Annotated in this window: 19 protein-coding genes; 14 read left to right on the top strand and 5 right to left on the bottom strand. The window is 59.4% G+C overall.

Annotated elements, in window-relative coordinates; all coding sequences use genetic code 11:
* Nucleotides 1-114: 114 nt before the first annotated feature.
* Entirely contained in the window at nucleotides 115-951 is an 837-nt protein-coding gene (locus L1075_RS06050) for a formate/nitrite transporter family protein (RefSeq protein ID WP_075369011.1), read from the bottom strand.
* A 110-nt stretch (nucleotides 952-1,061) separates the two neighbouring features.
* Here L1075_RS06050 and L1075_RS06045 point away from each other — a divergent pair, with 110 nt between their 5' ends.
* Nucleotides 1,062-1,757, top strand: a complete 696-nt coding sequence (locus L1075_RS06045) for an MgtC/SapB family protein (RefSeq protein WP_075369012.1) — start codon at nucleotides 1,062-1,064, stop codon at nucleotides 1,755-1,757.
* Between the two features lie 88 nt (nucleotides 1,758-1,845).
* Here L1075_RS06045 and L1075_RS06040 read toward each other — a convergent pair whose 3' ends face one another.
* Nucleotides 1,846-2,412 (bottom strand): FlgO family outer membrane protein, encoded by a 567-nt coding sequence (locus L1075_RS06040; protein WP_075369013.1) that lies wholly within the window; start codon nucleotides 2,410-2,412, stop codon nucleotides 1,846-1,848.
* A 14-nt stretch (nucleotides 2,413-2,426) separates the two neighbouring features.
* Nucleotides 2,427-3,101, bottom strand: a complete 675-nt coding sequence (locus L1075_RS06035) for a hypothetical protein (RefSeq protein ID WP_246894143.1) — start codon at nucleotides 3,099-3,101, stop codon at nucleotides 2,427-2,429.
* A 229-nt stretch (nucleotides 3,102-3,330) separates the two neighbouring features.
* Here L1075_RS06035 and L1075_RS06030 point away from each other — a divergent pair, with 229 nt between their 5' ends.
* The 5 genes from L1075_RS06030 (at nucleotide 3,331) to L1075_RS06010 (ending at nucleotide 7,034) form a co-directional block, all read left to right on the top strand.
* Nucleotides 3,331-4,500, top strand: coding sequence for a multidrug effflux MFS transporter (locus tag L1075_RS06030; protein WP_246940730.1), 1,170 nt, complete (start codon nucleotides 3,331-3,333; stop codon nucleotides 4,498-4,500).
* A gap of 59 nt (nucleotides 4,501-4,559) precedes the next feature.
* Nucleotides 4,560-4,850: a YciI family protein gene (locus tag L1075_RS06025; protein WP_075369016.1), complete on the top strand. Its 291-nt coding sequence runs from the start codon at nucleotides 4,560-4,562 to the stop codon at nucleotides 4,848-4,850.
* A 72-nt stretch (nucleotides 4,851-4,922) separates the two neighbouring features.
* A complete protein-coding gene (yegS, locus tag L1075_RS06020) occupies nucleotides 4,923-5,870 on the top strand; it encodes a lipid kinase YegS (protein WP_246894145.1) in 948 nt (315 codons plus the stop codon).
* Nucleotides 5,871-6,013: 143 nt separating this feature from the next.
* Nucleotides 6,014-6,448 (top strand): nucleoside deaminase, encoded by a 435-nt coding sequence (locus L1075_RS06015; protein ID WP_378092334.1) that lies wholly within the window; start codon nucleotides 6,014-6,016, stop codon nucleotides 6,446-6,448.
* A gap of 97 nt (nucleotides 6,449-6,545) precedes the next feature.
* Nucleotides 6,546-7,034, top strand: a complete 489-nt coding sequence (locus tag L1075_RS06010; RefSeq protein ID WP_246894147.1) for a hypothetical protein — start codon at nucleotides 6,546-6,548, stop codon at nucleotides 7,032-7,034.
* 176 nt (nucleotides 7,035-7,210) lie between these two features.
* Here L1075_RS06010 and L1075_RS06005 read toward each other — a convergent pair whose 3' ends face one another.
* The gene (locus tag L1075_RS06005) at nucleotides 7,211-7,417 is read right to left on the bottom strand and encodes a cold-shock protein (protein WP_040242353.1); all 207 of its coding nucleotides are present in this window, start codon (nucleotides 7,415-7,417) and stop codon (nucleotides 7,211-7,213) included.
* 463 nt (nucleotides 7,418-7,880) lie between these two features.
* Between L1075_RS06005 and L1075_RS06000 the strand changes: the two genes are divergently transcribed.
* The 3 genes from L1075_RS06000 to L1075_RS05990 all read left to right on the top strand — a co-directional run bounded on the left by L1075_RS06000 (nucleotide 7,881) and on the right by L1075_RS05990 (nucleotide 9,652).
* Nucleotides 7,881-8,303 carry an NINE protein gene (locus tag L1075_RS06000; RefSeq protein WP_246940727.1) on the top strand — a complete coding sequence of 141 codons (423 nt, stop codon included), beginning with the start codon at nucleotides 7,881-7,883 and terminating at the stop codon, nucleotides 8,301-8,303.
* Between the two features lie 59 nt (nucleotides 8,304-8,362).
* Nucleotides 8,363-8,938 (top strand): exopolysaccharide biosynthesis protein, encoded by a 576-nt coding sequence (locus tag L1075_RS05995; protein WP_040242349.1) that lies wholly within the window; start codon nucleotides 8,363-8,365, stop codon nucleotides 8,936-8,938.
* Nucleotides 8,939-9,010: 72 nt separating this feature from the next.
* On the top strand, nucleotides 9,011-9,652 hold the full coding sequence (locus tag L1075_RS05990) for a LysE family translocator (protein ID WP_075369021.1): 642 nt from the start codon (nucleotides 9,011-9,013) through the stop codon (nucleotides 9,650-9,652).
* A 58-nt stretch (nucleotides 9,653-9,710) separates the two neighbouring features.
* Here the strand turns inward: L1075_RS05990 and L1075_RS05985 are convergent, their stop codons facing one another.
* On the bottom strand, nucleotides 9,711-11,696 hold the full coding sequence (locus L1075_RS05985) for a transglycosylase SLT domain-containing protein (RefSeq protein WP_246940724.1): 1,986 nt from the start codon (nucleotides 11,694-11,696) through the stop codon (nucleotides 9,711-9,713).
* Nucleotides 11,697-11,834: 138 nt separating this feature from the next.
* Between L1075_RS05985 and L1075_RS05980 the strand changes: the two genes are divergently transcribed.
* The 5 genes from L1075_RS05980 to L1075_RS05960 all read left to right on the top strand — a co-directional run.
* Nucleotides 11,835-12,167, top strand: a complete 333-nt coding sequence (locus tag L1075_RS05980; protein ID WP_082021300.1) for a YkvA family protein — start codon at nucleotides 11,835-11,837, stop codon at nucleotides 12,165-12,167.
* A 153-nt stretch (nucleotides 12,168-12,320) separates the two neighbouring features.
* Nucleotides 12,321-14,219, top strand: coding sequence for a molecular chaperone HtpG (htpG, locus tag L1075_RS05975; protein WP_040242341.1), 1,899 nt, complete (start codon nucleotides 12,321-12,323; stop codon nucleotides 14,217-14,219).
* Nucleotides 14,220-14,349: 130 nt separating this feature from the next.
* Nucleotides 14,350-15,192, top strand: a complete 843-nt coding sequence (locus L1075_RS05970; RefSeq protein WP_246940721.1) for a protein bax — start codon at nucleotides 14,350-14,352, stop codon at nucleotides 15,190-15,192.
* Between the two features lie 100 nt (nucleotides 15,193-15,292).
* Nucleotides 15,293-16,777, top strand: coding sequence for a protein adenylyltransferase SelO (locus L1075_RS05965; protein WP_246940718.1), 1,485 nt, complete (start codon nucleotides 15,293-15,295; stop codon nucleotides 16,775-16,777).
* Between the two features lie 117 nt (nucleotides 16,778-16,894).
* Nucleotides 16,895-17,410 (top strand): isochorismatase family protein (locus tag L1075_RS05960; protein ID WP_246940715.1); only part of this gene is annotated, 516 nt, incomplete at its 3' end.

Below are 17,410 nucleotides of genomic sequence, written 5' to 3'. Positions count from 1 at the left end.
GCGTTGGGCGCTATGCGGTGTCTCGTTCGTGAGAGTGCATAAAACGGCATAGACGAATGGACAAGTTCGGCACGCCGGCAGGCATGCCGAATCAGGCAGTTACAAGATCGCTGTTCAGGTGTCGCTGCGAACCTGTGCGTGGCTAATGAGGGCAAAGATGAAAGTGCCGCCGATCACGTTGCCGGCCAGCGTCGGCAGGGCGAAGTGGAAGAGGTACTCACCCAGGCTGGCCTGACCGGCGAACATCAAGTACATCACTTCCGTGGACCCCACGATGATATGCGTGAAACCACCCAGTGCGACAAGATAAGTGACGATCAGAATCACCCAGATCTTGGCGCCGCCAGCGGCGGGGAGCAGCCACACCATGGTAGCGATCATCCAGCCGGCGATGATGCCCTTGGCGAACATCTGGCCGCCAGTATTCTCCATGATGTGGTGCCCCAAACTGAGAAAGGCCTTATGTGTCTCGGCATCGAACAGGGGCATGTAGAGGATCGCGTACGCGGAGACGGCCACCCCCACCAGGTTGCCGATGAGTACCACACCCCATAACCTCAATAGCTTGAGAAACTGCATGATGCGTGGCGTGCTCATGACCGGTAGCACGGCGGTGACGGTATTTTCGGTGAAGAGTTGCTGGCGTGCGAGGATGACGACCAGAAAACCGATGGTGTAGCCGAGCGACGCGACGAGATAGCCGATATCGCTATCCGGCAGACGTGCATGCAGTAACCCCTTGGCAAGCATCGAGAAACTCATCGACAGGCCGGCAGCGAGCGCCGACCAGAACAGCGCCGAAACGGCGCGCTTGAGTTCTGTTTCGCCTTCTTCACGGATCGATTCATGGACGCCCGCCGCACGTGATGGCCGAGGGCCGCCGTTGAGATGCAGGTCGTGCTCGTCTTCTTCTACCCGGCTGGGTGGTGTGAGATTGGAAGACTGGCTCACGCGGGAGATCCTTATGTGGACATGGAAGAAACCGACGTGAATTCGGTGGGATACGACGGCGGACGCTATGCTGACACGATAAACGATAATGCAGTAGAAGGAAGAGGCGAATGTCGGTGAGTGCATGGACGATAGTGATGCACCTGGGCGCGGCCTGGTTGGCGGGCAGCCTGATCGGGCTTGAACGTACCTTTCATGGGCGTCCCGCGGGGTTTCGCACGCATGCGTTGGTATGCGTGGCCTCGGCATTGTTGATGATGGTGACGGTCTACCAGTGGCAGTGGCTAGGCAGCGATGTACCCGAGGAGACGATCAGAACCGATCCCACGCGCATGGCTCAGGGCATCATGACCGGCATCGGCTTCCTGGGGGCCGGTGTGATCTTCAAGGAGGGGCTGACGGTACATGGCCTGACCACGGCGGCCTCGATCTGGATTACCTCGGCGCTGGGCATACTCTTCGGCGTCGGCTTCTGGTGGCCGGGCGTGGTGGCGACGCTGGTGACCTTGCTGACGCTGTCGTTGTTTCGTTTGGTCGAGGCGCGGATGCCGAGCCGTACCTTCGCGCGCTGCATTCTGCGCTTCGATAGCCAGCGCATACTTGCCGAGTCAGAGATCTATGCGCTAATGAAAGCGCACCGATTCCATATCGAAAGCCTTAGCTATCGCACGCGCGACGAGGGGCATCAATTCGAATACCGCATGATGCTGCGGACGCACGACCGTCATTACCTGCCGTTACTGGCCACCGACTTGCGCAACCACGAGACGCTGCTGGAATTTCAGCTGTCGCCGACCGGTGATTGATGCAGACCTGCCAGCATCGGCGTCTGGATGCTGGCAGGCAAAGCTAACGACAGGGCCAATCGGGCTCCATGTTCGAGAGAAAAGACGTTTACCAGTTGGAGGGCAGCAACGCCCTGATGTCGTTGTCCATTGGCACTTCGAAGCTCGAGGCGCCCAAGACCCGACGGTCTGCGATGCGTACCAGACGAGCGTTGACGAACAGCGTGTTCTCGCCTTGCGCATAGGTGCCCAGCAATACGGCCTGGGCATCGTGGTTATCGCTCAAGCGCTGCACGTTGCGTGATAGGATCAGTTCCCCGGTATTCTGCTCGATGTACAGGCTGTCGCGCATCTTGACTTCGACGACATTCAGGCCGCCCTGAACGAGACGCGAAGTGAAGGTCTCTGACAGTGTGCGACCTAGCGTCGACGACTGATCCAGTTGATCGACATCGACGAACGTGGTGGCGATGATCGGTGCCCGGTTGCCGAGCTGCTCGCTGCTGGTAGAGAGCAATTTTTCGGCGGCTTCATCGACGCGCATCAGCATGCTGGGCTCGGGGGCCGTCGCCTGACGGTTCTGAAGAAGGCTGCAACCGGAGAGAACCAGCAACAGGATGGCCAATGTCAGCAGGCGCAGTGTGACGCGCCCGGTGTGGCGTTGGGCAGATGACATGTCGAGCGGTCTCCTCACCAGTCGGATGATAGCGGTAGGCCAGCGGAATCACCGGTGTCGGACGCACCATAATGAGCGCTATCGCCCGCGTTGATGTAATACATATTCGAAGACGAATAGCGCAGTGTGTCGTATTGACTGACTTGGGTCGTGATGATGGTCTCTTGCTGGCCGGTGGTGGTCCAGCTGCCACTGAAGGTGTCGGCCAGAGCGGCGGCGGGAATTAGCCCCAAGGCGGGCTCGGTCCAGTGATTGAAAGGAATGGTTGCCACGGCGATGCCAGCGGCCAATGCGGTCAGGGCACCCTGTGGAGGCCGCACGAAACCGCGCCCCTCGTGATTGATCACTTGAACATTGAAGCTGACATGGGCGGCACCAGCATCTGGCTGGGTGCGAACGATGGCGCCTTGCTCAACCAGCTCACTGGTCAGCAGTGAACGGAAACCGCGGCTGAAGGCGGTCTCCTGTTCATGCTCCTCGACATAGAGCGGCTTGCCCCATAAATCGCGCTTGGCGAGGATCTCGCCTGCCTCGTGTTCGGCAAGCACTTCCCAATGCTGCGCGGCCTGCATGCGTTGCTGCTCACTGATCGGGTAGGTCGTGGCGATGGGGGCCTGCGAGGTATTGACCCCGAAGCAGCCGCTCAATAGGACGGCGCTTAGCACGACCCCCCAGGTGCGGAATGGCATGGCGTTTCCTGTGCGATGGATGATCGGCGGACACGAGGCATTGCGTGGATCATTGCCCTGAAAGGAAATATCGGCAGGGCGAGCATGGGCTTTAGGCCTTGCCCTAAAAGCATCTGTACGCGTCGACTTTTCGGGCGGCACTCCAACAGGAAAATGCACGCGTCATCGGTCAGTTGCATCTTGGCGTGTTCGGGTTAAGGTGGCGTTCTTTTGTCGCCGTGGAGGTCTCATGTCGGGTGCCCGTTTGCTTCCCTTGCTGGTGGGCTGTGTGATGTTGTCGCCACTGGCGATCGATATCTACCTGCCGTCACTGACGGTCATGGCGCGCGAGTTCGACGTCCCGTTCAGCCGGCTCCAGTTCACCGTGACATTACTCTTGCTGAGCGTCGGTCTAGGGCAAGTACTGGTCGGCCCGCTGACCGACCGTTTCGGTCGTCGCCCCGTGCTGCTTTGTGGCACTGTGGTTTATATGGCAGGGGCATTACTGGGTATGATGGCGACCAGTCTCGGGCCACTTTACGTATCGCGTGTGCTGCAAGGCTTGGGAGCCTGCGCAAGTATGACGGTGGCCTTCGCCGCGGTGCGCGATTGCTTCACGGCCGAGCAAGGCGCGAAACTCTACAGTTATCTCAACGGGGCGCTGTGCATCATCCCTGCACTGGCACCCGTCATCGGCGGGAGCCTGGCGGTGACCTTCGGTTGGCGCAGCAATTTTGCGTTCATGTTCGTCTTCGCAGCGGTGCTGGGTGTGGCTGCCTTATGGCGCTTCGCCGAGACGCGGCCCCAAGACACGGCTCCCGAGCGCCGACTTTATCATTGGGCCCGCTACCGACCGGTGCTAACCAGTGTCCGTTTTGTCTATTTTGCGGGACTGGCCGGGGTGATCATGTCGGCGATCCTGGTGTATGTGTCGACCGCGCCGGTCATACTAGTGGACCGGTTGGGACTTTCGGAGCTGGCATTCAGCGGCTGGTTTGGCGCCAACGCAGTGGTCAACATCCTGGCGTTTTTCTTCGCCCCCCGTATTATTCACCGCCTGGGGCGGGTTGGGACCGTGCGTTTAGGACTGGGGTTGATCATCGTCTCGGGCATCTTGCAGGCGCTGATCGTCACGGTATTGCCGCTGACGTCAGTCGGTTTCATGGGACCGATAGGCGTGCTCTCTGTGGGCTTTTCATTGGCGTTGGGTGCGGCCTCGAGCCTGGCACTCGAACCATTCCGTGAGCGTGCCGGGACGGCGGCTGCTTTGCTGGGCGCCTTGCAGTTGGGCGGCGGTGCGTTGTTGGCTACGCTATTGCTGGCGACGCCGTTGTCGCCGCAATGGGCTCTGGCGTTGATCGGTGCTGTGTTGGTTTCGCCTTTGCTGTTGCTTTCCTGGCGAGTGGCGCCGGCGGCATGAGTTTGTAAAGATACGCAAGTCAAGGTGACGTGCCAGGCAGTAGATCTCAAGGAGCAGCCATGTTCATCGTATCGCTGGAGTACGTGGTCGATCCAGACACGGTCGAGCCGTATCGAATGGCTCATATGGCATGGGTGCGGGAAGGCTTTGAACGTGGTGTATTCATCGCGTCGGGGCGTAAATCGCCACCGAGTGGTGGCATCATTCTGGCCAGGGCGACTTCACGGGAGCGTTTGACGGCCTGGCTTAATGACGACCCATTTATTGTCGCTGGCGTGGCGCAATATCATGTCGAGGAATTTCTGCCGACGACGGTAGGTAATGGTTTCGAGATGCTCAAAGGGATATGAGGCTCGTTGAAGCAAAGTGCATATGGCGAGACGAGAGGCCGGCGTGTCTCAAGGAACGAGGATGATAAAGCGATGAGTGAAACACTCCAGCCTGCCGCAACCGATGGTGACGCATGGCTGATTCTCAATGGTAAATCCGCCCAACTTCCGGATATCCGTGAGGCGGTGGAGCGCGTTCGTGAAGAAGGGCACCCTCTGGCGGTGCGGGTGACCTGGGAAGCTGGTGACGGCGTGCGCTTGGCACGGGAAGCCAGCGAGGCAGGCATTGAACGTATCATCGCGGGCGGCGGCGACGGAACGGTCAACGAGGTCGTTGGCGGCTTGATGCAACTGACTCAGGACGCGCGACCGACCCTTGGTATCCTTCCGCTGGGCAGTGCCAACGATTTCGCACGTGGCCTAGAACTGCCCTTGGATCCTTTTGAGGCGCTTCGCGTGGCATTGGAAGCCCGTCCCCACGATGTCGATGTGGGCAGCTTGGGGGGAGATTATTTTATCAACCTTGCCTCCGGCGGCTTCGGTGCCCAGATCACCAATTCGACACCGGCTCCCCTCAAACGACTTTTGGGCGGTGGCGCCTATTCATTGATGGGCATGCTCAAGGCTTGGAACTACCAACCTTACCGGGGTCGTTTGCGGCTCCCCGATGGAGAGCGCAACATCCCCCTGTTCTTGCTTGCCCTGGGTAATGGCTCTCAAGCGGGAGGCGGTCAGCAGTTGGCCCCCCTGGCCAAGGTCGATGATGGCTTGCTGGAACTGCTCATCGTGCGTCATTTCACCTCGCTCAGGGAGATGAAGCAGTTGATCGACGAGCTTGAAAACCTCCCTAAAAGCGGCGAGTTCGTCGAGTACTTGCAGGTGCCCTGGGTCGAATTCGAAGGCGAGGATGCCCTGCCGCTGAACCTCGATGGAGAGCCATGTTTCCACGAGCGCTTTCGTGCTGAATTGATACCCGGGGCGCTTTCCCTGGCGGCACCTTCGTCTTCCGCACTGTACTCACGTCAAAGCGATGAGGGCTGAGGCGCGGCAAGTTGTCTTGCTTGATCGTTTGCTCAGGACCCTTCAAGCTGCTTACGCTTGAAATGAACGCGTAAGTGCCCAAAATCAATGAGCGTAACGTAGTGCACAAGGTGAACGACTAAAGGATCGCCATGGACCGATTTATGCAGGCAGCCATCGACGAGGCGCGCAAAGGATACGATGCGGGTGGCGTCCCCATCGGTTCGGTACTTGTGCATCAGGGCATTATCATCGGGCGCGGGCACAACCAACGCCAGCAACGTGGCAGTGCCATTTTGCACGGTGAAATGGATGCCTTGGAAAATGCCGGTCGTTTGGCGGCGCATGTGTATCGCGAAGCGGTGCTTTATACCACACTGTCACCTTGTGCCATGTGCAGTGGTGCTATTTTGCTCTATGGCATCCCCGAGATCGTGATTGGCGAAAATTCGACCTTTCAAGGGGAGGAAGCATTATTACGTCAACGTGGTGTCATGCTCACTGTATACGATGACCCTCAGTGCAAGGCGCTGATGGAGCGGTTCATCGTCGAGCGGCCCGAGATTTGGTACGAAGATATTGGTGAGCCCGGCACCTAGGGCTTGTCAACTCTGTGCCATGAGGCCTGGATGGCCCCATGGACTTTTAGGAAAGTGCCGGCCCCCGGCAGAAATGAGCGACTCAAGGAGAGAAATGATGACGTATAAGCAATGGACGATGAGTGCGTTGGCATTGGTGATGTCACTTGGCCTAACGGCCTGCGATAGCGGTGACGATCCCGCTCAGGAGGCTTCAGACAATAGCGAACAGGCGGCTGAAGAAACTCAGCAAGCCGCTGATGAGTCCGGCGATGAAATGTCCGAGATGAGCGATGAAGCCAGCGACGACATGGAAGAAATGGGTGATGAAGCCGCCGAAGACTCTTCCGATGCTATGGATGAAGCGGGCGAAGAGGTCGACGAGGCACAAGATGCAACCGCAGATGCTGCCGATGAAGCCGGCGATGAAATGAGCGAAGCTGCGGATGAAGCTGGCGACGAAATGGATGATGCCGCTGACGCAACGCAAGAGGAAGCCGACGAGGCGACAGACGAAGCGGCTGATGAAATGGATGACGCAGCCGACGAAGCCGAGCAAGAAGCGGATAAGCTTGAAAACGAGACCGATGACGACAACCAGTCGTAACATCGTCGTCTCATGCCGTTAGAGGCAAGGGCACATGGCGTGTGGGTATGCGCCATGTGCCCTCTTTCGTATACGGCAAGGACAGTCATATGATCTGGAAATAAAAGAGCCCACCTGACGGTGGGCTCATGCGTTCGGAGTCCGATATCGGTCTCACGACCGCTGGGGCATCGGAATTAACCGACGACCTTGATGTTGGACGCCTGCAAGCCTTTCTTACCTTGGGTGACCTCAAAGCTCACTTTTTGGCCATCCTGCAGCGTTTTGAAGCCTTCAGCCTGGATCTCGGAGAAGTGCGCGAACAGGTCATCGCCGCCATCTTCCGGAGAGATGAAGCCGTAGCCTTTGGTGTCGTTAAACCATTTGACAGTGCCAGTTGCCATTTCGAATTCCTTAACTTGCGAAGTAATGATGCGGGCCGACCCATGGGCGACCATGGTACGTGGGTAAGACAAGGAGGGAATGCGCAAGGGCGATCGAGAATTCGATTAACAGCTGACGACATTCGACTTGCAAACCTACGCAGCGGAGAATGCATGACCCTAGGGTAAGCGTCAAGCTTATTGCAGAGAGGCCTTTCCCGGTATCATGTACCGCATATGCAACATAGATCGAAAATTCGGAAGCGTCCAGAACGCCGGTGTGTATGCTTTGGGTAAAGCGTGGGGCCTTGATCGAAGGCATTATATGGCTGCCTGAAGTTTGTCCGACGAGTGCTGCCGCCTTGTCATGCAAAAGCGTAACGGCTCGGTAGGAACCTTGGCGTGGCCTGGGTGTTTGTCATGGTGATGTCGCACTTTGGAGAGGGGTGCGGATCGAGCGAGTTTCATTTGGAGGAGTTGTCACGTGTCCCATACCGCCGTCGCTGCTAACGATACGCATAGCAAGGTCGTGGGCTATCTGTTGTGGGTGTTTGGCTTTACCGGCTCGCACCGCTTTTACTACGGCAAGCCCATCACGGGTACGATTTGGTTCTTCACCTTAGGCCTGTTGGGCATCGGCTGGTTGATCGACTTCTTCCTGATCCCGCTGATGGATCGCCAGGCGGACCTACGCTTTCAGGCGGGCCCCACCAGTTACACTCTTGCCTGGATATTGTTGACCTTTTTGGGCGTCTTCGGCCTGCATCGCATGTACATGGGAAAATGGTTGACCGGGTTGTTGTATCTTGTCACTGGTGGGTTGTTCTTGCTGGGGGTGCTATACGATTTCTGGACGCTCAATGATCAGATCTCGATGAAGCATGCCAGGCGTGGCCTGTTTGGCTGATAGTATGTGGCCTTCCATTTTCAAGGCTGCCATCCGGTTGTCCCAAGGAGAAATCGCGCATGGAATCGCGCATCAGTTTGACCCAATTGCTGGAAACGCTTGACGACTCCAATGATGGCAAGACGATCCATCTTCAGGATATCGTCGACACTTTCCGCTCGCGAGGGTTCGGGCCACTGGTGACGTTGCCGGCCTTGTTGGCGTTGCTGCCTACTGGCGGTGTGCCGGGGGTGCCCACATTGTGCGCCATCTTCATCGCGTTGATCGCCGTGCAGCAATTGTTCGGGCGGCAGTCGCCCTGGCTGCCCAGAAAGCTGCGTAAGCGGGGCATCAGCCACGACAAGCTGCATCGCACCGTCAAACGCGTCCGTCCCTGGACGCAACGTATCGACAAGCTGCTGGCGCAGCGCCTAGAGATATTGCTGCATCCGGTTGCGCGTCGCCTCATCGCGGTATTGGTCATTGCCCTGGCCTTGGCGATGATTCCGCTGGAACTGCTGCCCTTTGCCGCAGCGATGCCGGCATTGGCGATTACCGTGATTGGCCTGGGCATGACGGCCGACGATGGTCTTCTGTTGTTGATCGGCGTGCTGATGGCTGCAGGACTTGCCGTGAGTGCCTTCTGGCTCTTGTAAACACTTATGGGTCATGAAGTGTGACTTCCATGTCGCTTGGGTGGCTCGCGTTTAGTTATCAGGAAACACCTAATGTTCTTCGATGCCCAGTTCTGGCCGTTTCTGGTCGCCATCACGCTGCTCACACTGACGCCGGGCGTGGACACGTTGCTCGTCATACGCAATACCTCGCGAGGCGGCACGCGGGATGGCGTCTTGACCAGCGTGGCGATTTGCTCGGGGTTGTTCGTGCATGCGACCGTCTCGGCGCTCGGGATTTCGCTGATCCTGTTGCAATCGGCATGGGCCTTCAATGCGCTCAAGCTGCTTGGCGCAGGATACTTGATCTGGTTGGGGGTGAAGAGCTTGACCAGTGCGCGGCGTGGGAGCGGCTTGCCGGTGGCCGACATCGGCGTCGAGCACCAGCGGGTACCGGCCTGGATATCGCTGCGCGAGGGGTTCCTGTCCAATGTGCTCAATCCCAAGACGGTCGTTTTCTATATGGCGTTCTTGCCACAGTTCATTGCGCCGGGTGATCCCGCGTTGGTTAAGTCATTGTGGCTTGCAAGCGTGCATTTCGTGATCGCCAATATATGGCAGATGAGTGTGGTGCTGATGGTGGGCAGCGCCGCTAGGTGGCTGGCCAAACGCTGGGTTTCACGCATGATGGAGGGGGCCACCGGCACGGTGCTGGTACTCTTCGGTGTCAAGTTGGCACTGGCTCAGCGCCCCTGAGAAAGCCGGAAGTCTTGGTGGGATGCGCCGACGCCCTCGAGGGCGTCGGCGCTTGCGTTTACGGGTTGCGGGCCAGCAGCGTGGTGTCGTAAATGCCTTCTCGTTCGGCCTGGGTCAGCAGTGCGACGCCTTGTGAATCGCCTTGTTTGGCCAGGCTCTCGAAGATGACTCGATACGTCAGCACGGCTTGCACGTAGGCGCGGGTTTCGCGGTACGGAATGCGCTCCACGAAAAGGTCGAAATTCCCGGAAGCCTCTCGAAGCCAACGGTCGACCCGACTGGGGCCGGCATTGTAAGCCGCTGCGGCGGCGAGGCGGTTGCCTCGATAACGCTCCATCATGTCGCGAATGTAAGCGCTCCCCAAGCGAATGTTGGTAGTCGGCTCGAAGAGCTCACCGAGGCTGGGTGCGTCGATGTCTAGGTTGCGACTGACATGCGATGCGGTGCCCGGCATGAGCTGCATGAGCCCGCGTGCGCCAACTGGCGAGACTGCTTGGCGATTGAATGAACTCTCCCGCCGAGAAATCGCCATCAGCAGATAGGGATCGACCCCGTTGCGCTGTCCCCATTGAGTGAAGTCCGCTTGATATGCGGGGGGAAAGCGCCAGGCCAGGGCATCCCATTGCTTGGCCATGATCGCCCCATGCACGGCCAGGTCATACCAGCCCCGCTCGAGCGCATAGGCATTGAGTGCGGCGGCATCGGCCGCGCTGGCCTGGTCGATGGCGTGGAACCATTCGCTACGCGCCAGTCCTGGCTCGTCGATGCGTCGCAGAGCCTCGCTGCGCTGGACGCTGGGCCGCATGGCAGCCAGTTCGCCTTGCAGTGGCGTGACGTCGGGCATGTCCATGTTCAAGGCATAAGGCTGGCCGAGCTTGTCGGCGGCCGCGAAGGCAAAGAATCCCCGCTCCTGGGCGGCGAGTTGCCAAGCGGCCTGCGCGGACTCAGTGTCGCCACGCTGATTGAGTGCGCGGCCCAGCCAGTATTGCCAATGTGCCTTCTGGCGGGTGGCTTCCGGCATCGCATCGATCCAGTCGATGACCTCGCCCCAATGTTGATCGGCCAAGGCATTGCGTACCCGCAACTCGAATAGGTCGCCATCCGCGAGACGGGGCAAGGCGTCGTCGGTCCAGCCCAGGTTGTTGTCGATGTCACGTACCATCGAATAGAAGGCTAGATCGTGCTCGATGGTATGGCGTTGCGTGTCGCTCAATGAGAGGTGGGGGGCGATCTTGCGCCAGGCCTCGAGCGCGGCTTCCGTGTCGGCGCGCGTGAAGTTGTGCATGGCGGCGGTGAAAAGCGCGCCGCTGCCTTGTCCCTGGGGGCCAATATCAGTGGGGACCTCGGTAATGGCCGCATAGTTACCACGCAGGCGCTCGAGTGCGTCGATGCCAGCGTCCCAGTCGCCGTCGAGCTGGTCTGCCAGGTAGTCGACGAGGCGACTCTCGCCGCCTTGCCAGGCCAGCGTCAGCCGCGTCCAGATATCGCCCTCGTCGATATCGTCGCGTTCGCGCAAGGTATCGAATAGCCGGTCGCAGGCATCGGGTTGCGAATGGCCGACTCGCCATAGTTCACGTCCGCCTTGAGCGGCTTCTTGGGGGTGGTGATCGAGCAAGGCGGTGTAGTAATAACATTGCCGGATGGTGCCTGGGGGCTCGCCATCGCTAATGGCCAACAGGTCATCGAAGCGGCCGTTGCGCCCAAATGCAGTCTGTGCCTGGCCGCGCATCCAGCTCGAAAGGGGCGAGTCGGCATGCCGCGCAATATAGTTTTGTATTTCCACTACCGGCGCACTCGAAAGATGTGCCTTGAGGCGGTGGTATTCCACGTAACCGGCCAGCACGTGATCGTCAATGGCAGCGTCATCGATGCGTGACCAGCGATGATCGCGGGCAGCGGCGAGCGCATCTTTCATGGCGCGATCCGCGGCGTCGAGCCTCTGAGTGTCGGATTGTGCCTGGACGTCGGTGGCTTGTAACGCAAGTCCTAGCGAGGCCACCGATAATAGCGTCAACCAGCGTTGACGAAGCCGCGGTGCGAGCATCTTCCATGTCTCCTTGCTTGCCTGGCGGGATAATGATGTGATCATCCTCGCTCAGGGGGCGCGCCTTGGGTAGTGTTGTCGAACGGCGACACCCCGCATGATGACGCCAGCAGGCACGCAACGCCAAGGAGGCATGCCATGAAGTTTATGCGAGGATTGGCCCGGTGGTCGCGGCTCAAGCAGCGTAGCGGGGCATTGATGCGCATTGCCCGCGCGCTGCGTGTGTTCGTGCCCATGCTGGGCGACGTGACTGTCGGCCGTTATCGTCCCGTGCCGTGGGCGGCCTGCGGTTGGATGACGGCGGCGGTAGCCTACTTGATCATGCCATTCGATATCATTCCCGATTTCCTGATGCTCATCGGGGTGATCGATGACGTCTTCATCGTCGGCTGGTTACTGACCCGCGTCGACCATTCGCTTGCGCCTTATCGCCGCTGGAAAGGCATCGATCCTCCCGACGCTGCACCCTGAGGTTGAAACCCTTGGCCATGGGAACACCTGGGCCGAGCTGCAAGCGCTTGAAAAGTCTCGTGCGGCCCCCATATCGATGCGCATGACGACATCTATCGTCACATTTTTCACCATTTAACATGCATCCGTTATGGCCACAGGGGAATTTCGACCATGACTACCGCCACTCAAGCCGAAACAATGGGCTTCCAGACCGAAGTCAAACAGCTCTTGCAGCTGATGATCCACTCCCTGTATTCCAACCGGGAGATCTTCCTGCGTGAGCTGATTTCCAATGCCGCGGATGCTTGCGACAAGTTGCGCTACGAGGCGTTGGACAACGATGCGCTGTACGGCAATGACAGCGAGTTGCGCGTCGAGATCGAGCACGATGCCGAGGCGGGCACCGTCACCGTGCGTGATAACGGCATCGGCATGAGCCGCGACGAAGTCATCCAGAACCTGGGTACTATCGCTCGCAGCGGCACGGCGGAATTCCTCCAGCAGCTCTCCGGCGAAAAGCAGAAAGATGCCAAGCTGATCGGTCAATTCGGTGTGGGCTTCTATTCCGGTTTCATCGTTTCCGACGAAATCACCGTGCGCACGCGCCGCGTCGATCAGGAACAGGGCGTGGAATGGCATTCCCGCGGTGAAGGCGAATTCGATATCGCGGATATCGACAAGCCCGAACGTGGCACCGAAATCGTGCTGCACTTGAAGGAAGACGCCAAGGAATTCGCCGACGCCGAGCGCCTCAAGCACCTCGTACGCACCTACTCCGATCACATCGAAGTCCCGGTGCGCATGCCCAAGGTCGAGAAGGCTCACGATGAAGAAGGCAACGAGATCGAGGGTAGCGAGACCGTCACCTGGGAAACCGTCAATGAGGCGACGGCGCTGTGGGTGCGGCCCAAAGAAGAAATCAGCGATGACGAATACAAGGCATTCTATAAGCACGTGGCGCATGACTTCAGCGACCCGCTGACCTGGAGCCACAACAAGGTCGAAGGCACGCTCGAGTACACCAGCTTGCTTTACGTGCCGGGTCGCGCGCCGTTCGATCTCAATCAGCGCGAGGGCGTGCGTGGGCTCAAGCTCTATGCGCAGCGCGTGTTCATCATGGACGACGCCGAGCAGTTCCTGCCGCTGTACCTGCGCTTCATCAAGGGCGTGGTCGACTCCAAGGATCTGTCGCTCAACATCTCGCGTGAATTGCTGCAGAAAGATCCTCAGGTCGACAAGCTCAAGTCCGCATTGACCAAGCGCTCGTTGGACATGCTCAAGAAGCTGGCCAAGGATGAAGAAGCCTACCAGACGTTCTGGAACGCCTTTGGCAACGTGCTCAAGGAAGGGCCGGCGGAAGACTTCGCCAACCGTGACAAAGTCGCCGAGCTGCTGCGTTTCTCTTCCACGCACACCGACAGTGCGACTCAGGATCAGTCGTTGGCTGGCTACGTGGAGCGCATGAAGGAAGGCCAGCAGAAGATTTATTACCTGGTGGCCGACGGCTTCAATGCGGCAAGCCACAGCCCGCACTTGGAGATCTTCCGCAAGAAAGGCATCGAAGTACTCTTGCTGCATGATCGTATCGACGAATGGCTGATGAGCCACCTCACCGAATACGACGGCAAGTCCTTGGTCGATGTCGCCAAGGGTGATCTCGATCTCGACGAGATGGCCGACGAGGAAGAGAAGAAAGCTCAGGAAGAGACGGCCAAGGCCAAGGCGCCGCTGCTCGAGCGCGTCAAGACCGCGCTGGGGGACGAGGTGCAGGAAGTACGTATCACCCATCGCCTGACCGACTCGCCGGCGTGTGTCGTGCTTTCCGAACACGACATGGGCTATCAGATGCGCCGTCTGATGGAAGCGGCCGGACAGCCGCTACCGGAGGTCAAGCCGATCCTCGAACTCAACCCCGAGCATGGGCTGGTGACACGTCTGGAAAGCGCCGATGATTCCCGGTTCGATGACCTCGCGCGGATCCTGCTCGATCAGGCGATCATCGCCGAGGGTGGGCATCTCGAGGACCCCGCGACCTATGTCCAGCGTCTCAACAAGCTCCTGAGCAGCTGAGTCGCGTTGGCGTTCGCTTACCGGGCCGGCCGCATAGGCCGGCCCGTTTCATTTTGATGCAAGCAATATTGACTCAACATGGACGTTCGTTATTGCTAGACTGACGTCTTCATGTTCAAGGAGTCGTCTCATGCCGATTCGACACGACTTGTTCTTCTCTCGGCGATGGCGTGGCGTTGTCGCGGCGGTATTGCTGGGGGCGCTTGGCGTGACGGTAACGCCGCCACCTCTGGATGCCCATGCTGCGTCTCCCTCGCGAGACGTGCGGACACTCGAAAGCAACGTCGATACGCCGGCTCTCGATCCCGTCGAGGAGATGCCGGACCTGCGCGAATATGCGGCCGGGCCCGAGCGCAAAACGGAGTTTCTCGAGTTGCTGGTGCCGCTGGTCGAAGCCGAAAACGCCAAGATCCAGGCTCAGCGTGATTGGTTGATCGATGCGCGTGAGCGTCAGGACTCGCTGAGTGATGCCGAACGTTCGCATCTTCAACGGTTATGCGATAGCTACCAGATCGAATGCGGCACATCCAACACGTTCGAGTACCTGCTCTCCCGTGTCGATACCCTGCCGTTGGAAATGGTGGTCATCCAGGCCGTTGAAGAATCGGGATGGGGGACTTCCCGCTTCGCGCGCAAGGGCAACAATCTGTTCGGATTGCGTTGCTTCAGTGAGGGTTGCGGCTTGGCACAGCGCGGTAGTAGCCGCCATTACCAGAACTTCGATAGCGTCCAGGCGAGTATCGAAGCGTATCTGCATAACTTGAACACGCACCGTGCTTATCTCGCGATGCGTCAAACGCGGGCCACGCAGAACGAAAAAGGAGCGCCCGTCAGCGCCGAGTCACTGATTCGCACACTGGACAGCTACTCCGTGCGCGATAATTATTTCGATGTGCTATTGGCACTGCTGCGCACCAATGCTGAACTGATTCGCGAGCACAGCAGTGATGACGCCGAAGACAGCCCGGCCTGAGGCGTTGCCCTAACCGTGTTTCGACGCCGCCTCCGGGCGGTGTTTTGGTTTGTTCGCTACGCTTTTATCGGTCGTTGCCGGGCGTGTAAAGTAGGTAGACATGCCCCTTCGCGAGGTCACCATGACGCTCGATGCGCTGCGCTTCGACAATGCTTGGGCACGTCTGCCCGACGACTTCTTCACCCGGGTCAGCCCCGCAGCCTGGAAAAACACGCGACTGGTGGATATCAGTCCGCGCGGTGCCCATGCGCTAGGCCTCGACCCCGCGCTTTTCACTGACGATTCCCCGTCGCGGGAGACACTGCGACAAGTCATGGGGGGTGAAACCGTATTGCCGGGGATGGACCCGCTGGCACAGAAATATACCGGCCATCAATTTGGGGTCTATAACCCTGCCTTGGGTGATGGGCGCGGGCTCCTGCTGGGGGAAGTGGAGACCGACGACGGTTTTTGGGATCTACATCTCAAGGGGGCCGGACAAACGCCGTATTCACGTTTTGGCGATGGCCGCGCGGTACTGCGTTCGACGATTCGTGAATATCTCGCCGGCGAGGCCATGGCGGGCCTGGGCATCCCCACGACGCTGGCGCTGGCCCTGTCGATCAACGATGAGAAGGTCCAACGCGAGCGGGTCGAGCCCGGCGCGACACTATTGCGCCTGGCGCCCAGCCACGTGCGTTTCGGGCACTTCGAATGGCTGTATCAGGCACGTCGCAACGATGACCTTCGGCGTCTCGTCGAGCACGTCATCACGCGTCATCGTCCGTCCTTGGCGGAAAGTGAGGCACCGGCGGAGGCACTGTTCGGCGATACGGTCACACGCACGGCCCGTTTGATCGCGGCCTGGCAGGCCTACGGTTTCGTGCACGCGGTGATGAATACCGACAACATGTCGATTCTGGGGCTGACGCTCGATTATGGTCCCTATGCCTTCATGGATCGTTACGAGCCCACCCTGGTGCCCAACCACACCGATACTGCGGGCCGCTACGCCTTCGATCAGCAGCCCGGGGTGGGGTTGTGGAATCTTTCGGTGCTGGGCCAGTCGCTGACGCCGCTGGCCGATCCAGAAGCACTGCGTACGCAGCTGGCGGAGTATGAACCGGCGCTACAACAGGAGTATGCGCGCTTGATGCGGGCACGCTTGGGGCTCGAGAACGTGCAAGATGGCGATGCCCAACTGGTTCAGGACTGGCTGACGCTGCTGTCCGATGCCGGAGCCGACTATCATCGCGCCTTTCGTGCCCTTGGCGAATGGGCCGTCGATGAGGGCGCATGGCTGCATGAAGAAGTTCCGGCCGAAGGTCTGGAGGCCTGGCTGTCGAGCTATCGCCAGCGTCTCGAGGATGAAACCCGCGATGCCGCGTCGCGCCGTGATGCCATGCAGGCGGTCAACCCTCTCTATGTACCGCGCACGCACCTCATTCAGCAGGTCATCGAGGCGGCAGAGGCAGGCGATATGGCGCCGTTGGCTGAATTTCGGGCCTTGCTCGCCGATCCCTTCACTCCGCGCCCGGGCATGTCGCATTGGGCGGCCGCCCCCGCGCCGGAGGCCTCGGTGATCTGTCTTTCCTGCTCGTCATGATATTCCACGACGCAGCATCGCCAGACGCTGTATGACGGCGTCTTCTGACAGCCGTTTTTCGACAATTGCCATGATGCGCCATACTCAAGACGAAGCGGTTCGTCGAAAGGAGGCGTCATGGCACCTCGTTGTCAGATATTACCCCTTCATCCTCACGAGGCACGCGACGCGCCGGCTGCGTTGCTTATGGTGGCCATGCTGCACTCGCCTGCGCGGCCCAAGCTTGTTGCGCCGCTGACAGCACTGCTGGATGATTGGCGCGGTGGCGAAGGTTGTATAGTCCATATTCGCCGCTTCCCGCATAAGCCGCATTCTTCTTGTCGGACGGGCCACCCCAGTGCCGAAGCCATGCCTTGCGCCGTGCCACTTCCCGGTGAACGCGTGGTCACGAGCCATACCGATGACGCGTTCGTCGATACCGATCTCGAGGCCTGGCTGCGCCGCCACGGAATCTCGCACTTGGTGTTGGCGGGCGCCACTACCCTGGGGACGATCACGACGCTGGCGCGGCATGCGCAGTGCCTCGGATTTTCGGTCACGGTACTGGCCGATGCCTGTGCCGATGATGAGATGACGGATCGAGACGGTTTTCACTGGAAGGCCGACATCCTGCATGAGTTGGGGCTTACGCTC

The sequence above is a fragment of the Chromohalobacter beijerinckii genome (assembly GCF_023061185.1).
Lineage (GTDB): Bacteria > Pseudomonadota > Gammaproteobacteria > Pseudomonadales > Halomonadaceae > Chromohalobacter > Chromohalobacter beijerinckii.
The sequence above is the reverse complement of the archived record's forward strand: the minus strand, read 5'-3'. Positions and strand labels throughout refer to the sequence as shown.

Coding starts and splice junctions, on each gene's coding strand:
- L1075_RS06045 (WP_075369012.1), top strand. CDS start 1,062: ATGTCGGTGAGTGCATGGACGATAGTGATGCACCTGGGCGCGGCCTGG.
- L1075_RS06040 (WP_075369013.1), bottom strand. CDS start 2,412: ATGTCATCTGCCCAACGCCACACCGGGCGCGTCACACTGCGCCTGCTG.
- L1075_RS06035 (WP_246894143.1), bottom strand. CDS start 3,101: ATGCCATTCCGCACCTGGGGGGTCGTGCTAAGCGCCGTCCTATTGAGC.
- L1075_RS06030 (WP_246940730.1), top strand. CDS start 3,331: ATGTCGGGTGCCCGTTTGCTTCCCTTGCTGGTGGGCTGTGTGATGTTG.
- L1075_RS06025 (WP_075369016.1), top strand. CDS start 4,560: ATGTTCATCGTATCGCTGGAGTACGTGGTCGATCCAGACACGGTCGAG.
- yegS (WP_246894145.1), top strand. CDS start 4,923: ATGAGTGAAACACTCCAGCCTGCCGCAACCGATGGTGACGCATGGCTG.
- L1075_RS06015 (WP_378092334.1), top strand. CDS start 6,014: ATGCAGGCAGCCATCGACGAGGCGCGCAAAGGATACGATGCGGGTGGC.
- L1075_RS06010 (WP_246894147.1), top strand. CDS start 6,546: ATGACGTATAAGCAATGGACGATGAGTGCGTTGGCATTGGTGATGTCA.
- L1075_RS06005 (WP_040242353.1), bottom strand. CDS start 7,417: ATGGCAACTGGCACTGTCAAATGGTTTAACGACACCAAAGGCTACGGC.
- L1075_RS05995 (WP_040242349.1), top strand. CDS start 8,363: ATGGAATCGCGCATCAGTTTGACCCAATTGCTGGAAACGCTTGACGAC.
- L1075_RS05990 (WP_075369021.1), top strand. CDS start 9,011: ATGTTCTTCGATGCCCAGTTCTGGCCGTTTCTGGTCGCCATCACGCTG.
- L1075_RS05985 (WP_246940724.1), bottom strand. CDS start 11,696: ATGCTCGCACCGCGGCTTCGTCAACGCTGGTTGACGCTATTATCGGTG.
- L1075_RS05980 (WP_082021300.1), top strand. CDS start 11,835: ATGAAGTTTATGCGAGGATTGGCCCGGTGGTCGCGGCTCAAGCAGCGT.
- htpG (WP_040242341.1), top strand. CDS start 12,321: ATGACTACCGCCACTCAAGCCGAAACAATGGGCTTCCAGACCGAAGTC.
- L1075_RS05970 (WP_246940721.1), top strand. CDS start 14,350: ATGCCGATTCGACACGACTTGTTCTTCTCTCGGCGATGGCGTGGCGTT.
- L1075_RS05965 (WP_246940718.1), top strand. CDS start 15,293: ATGCCCCTTCGCGAGGTCACCATGACGCTCGATGCGCTGCGCTTCGAC.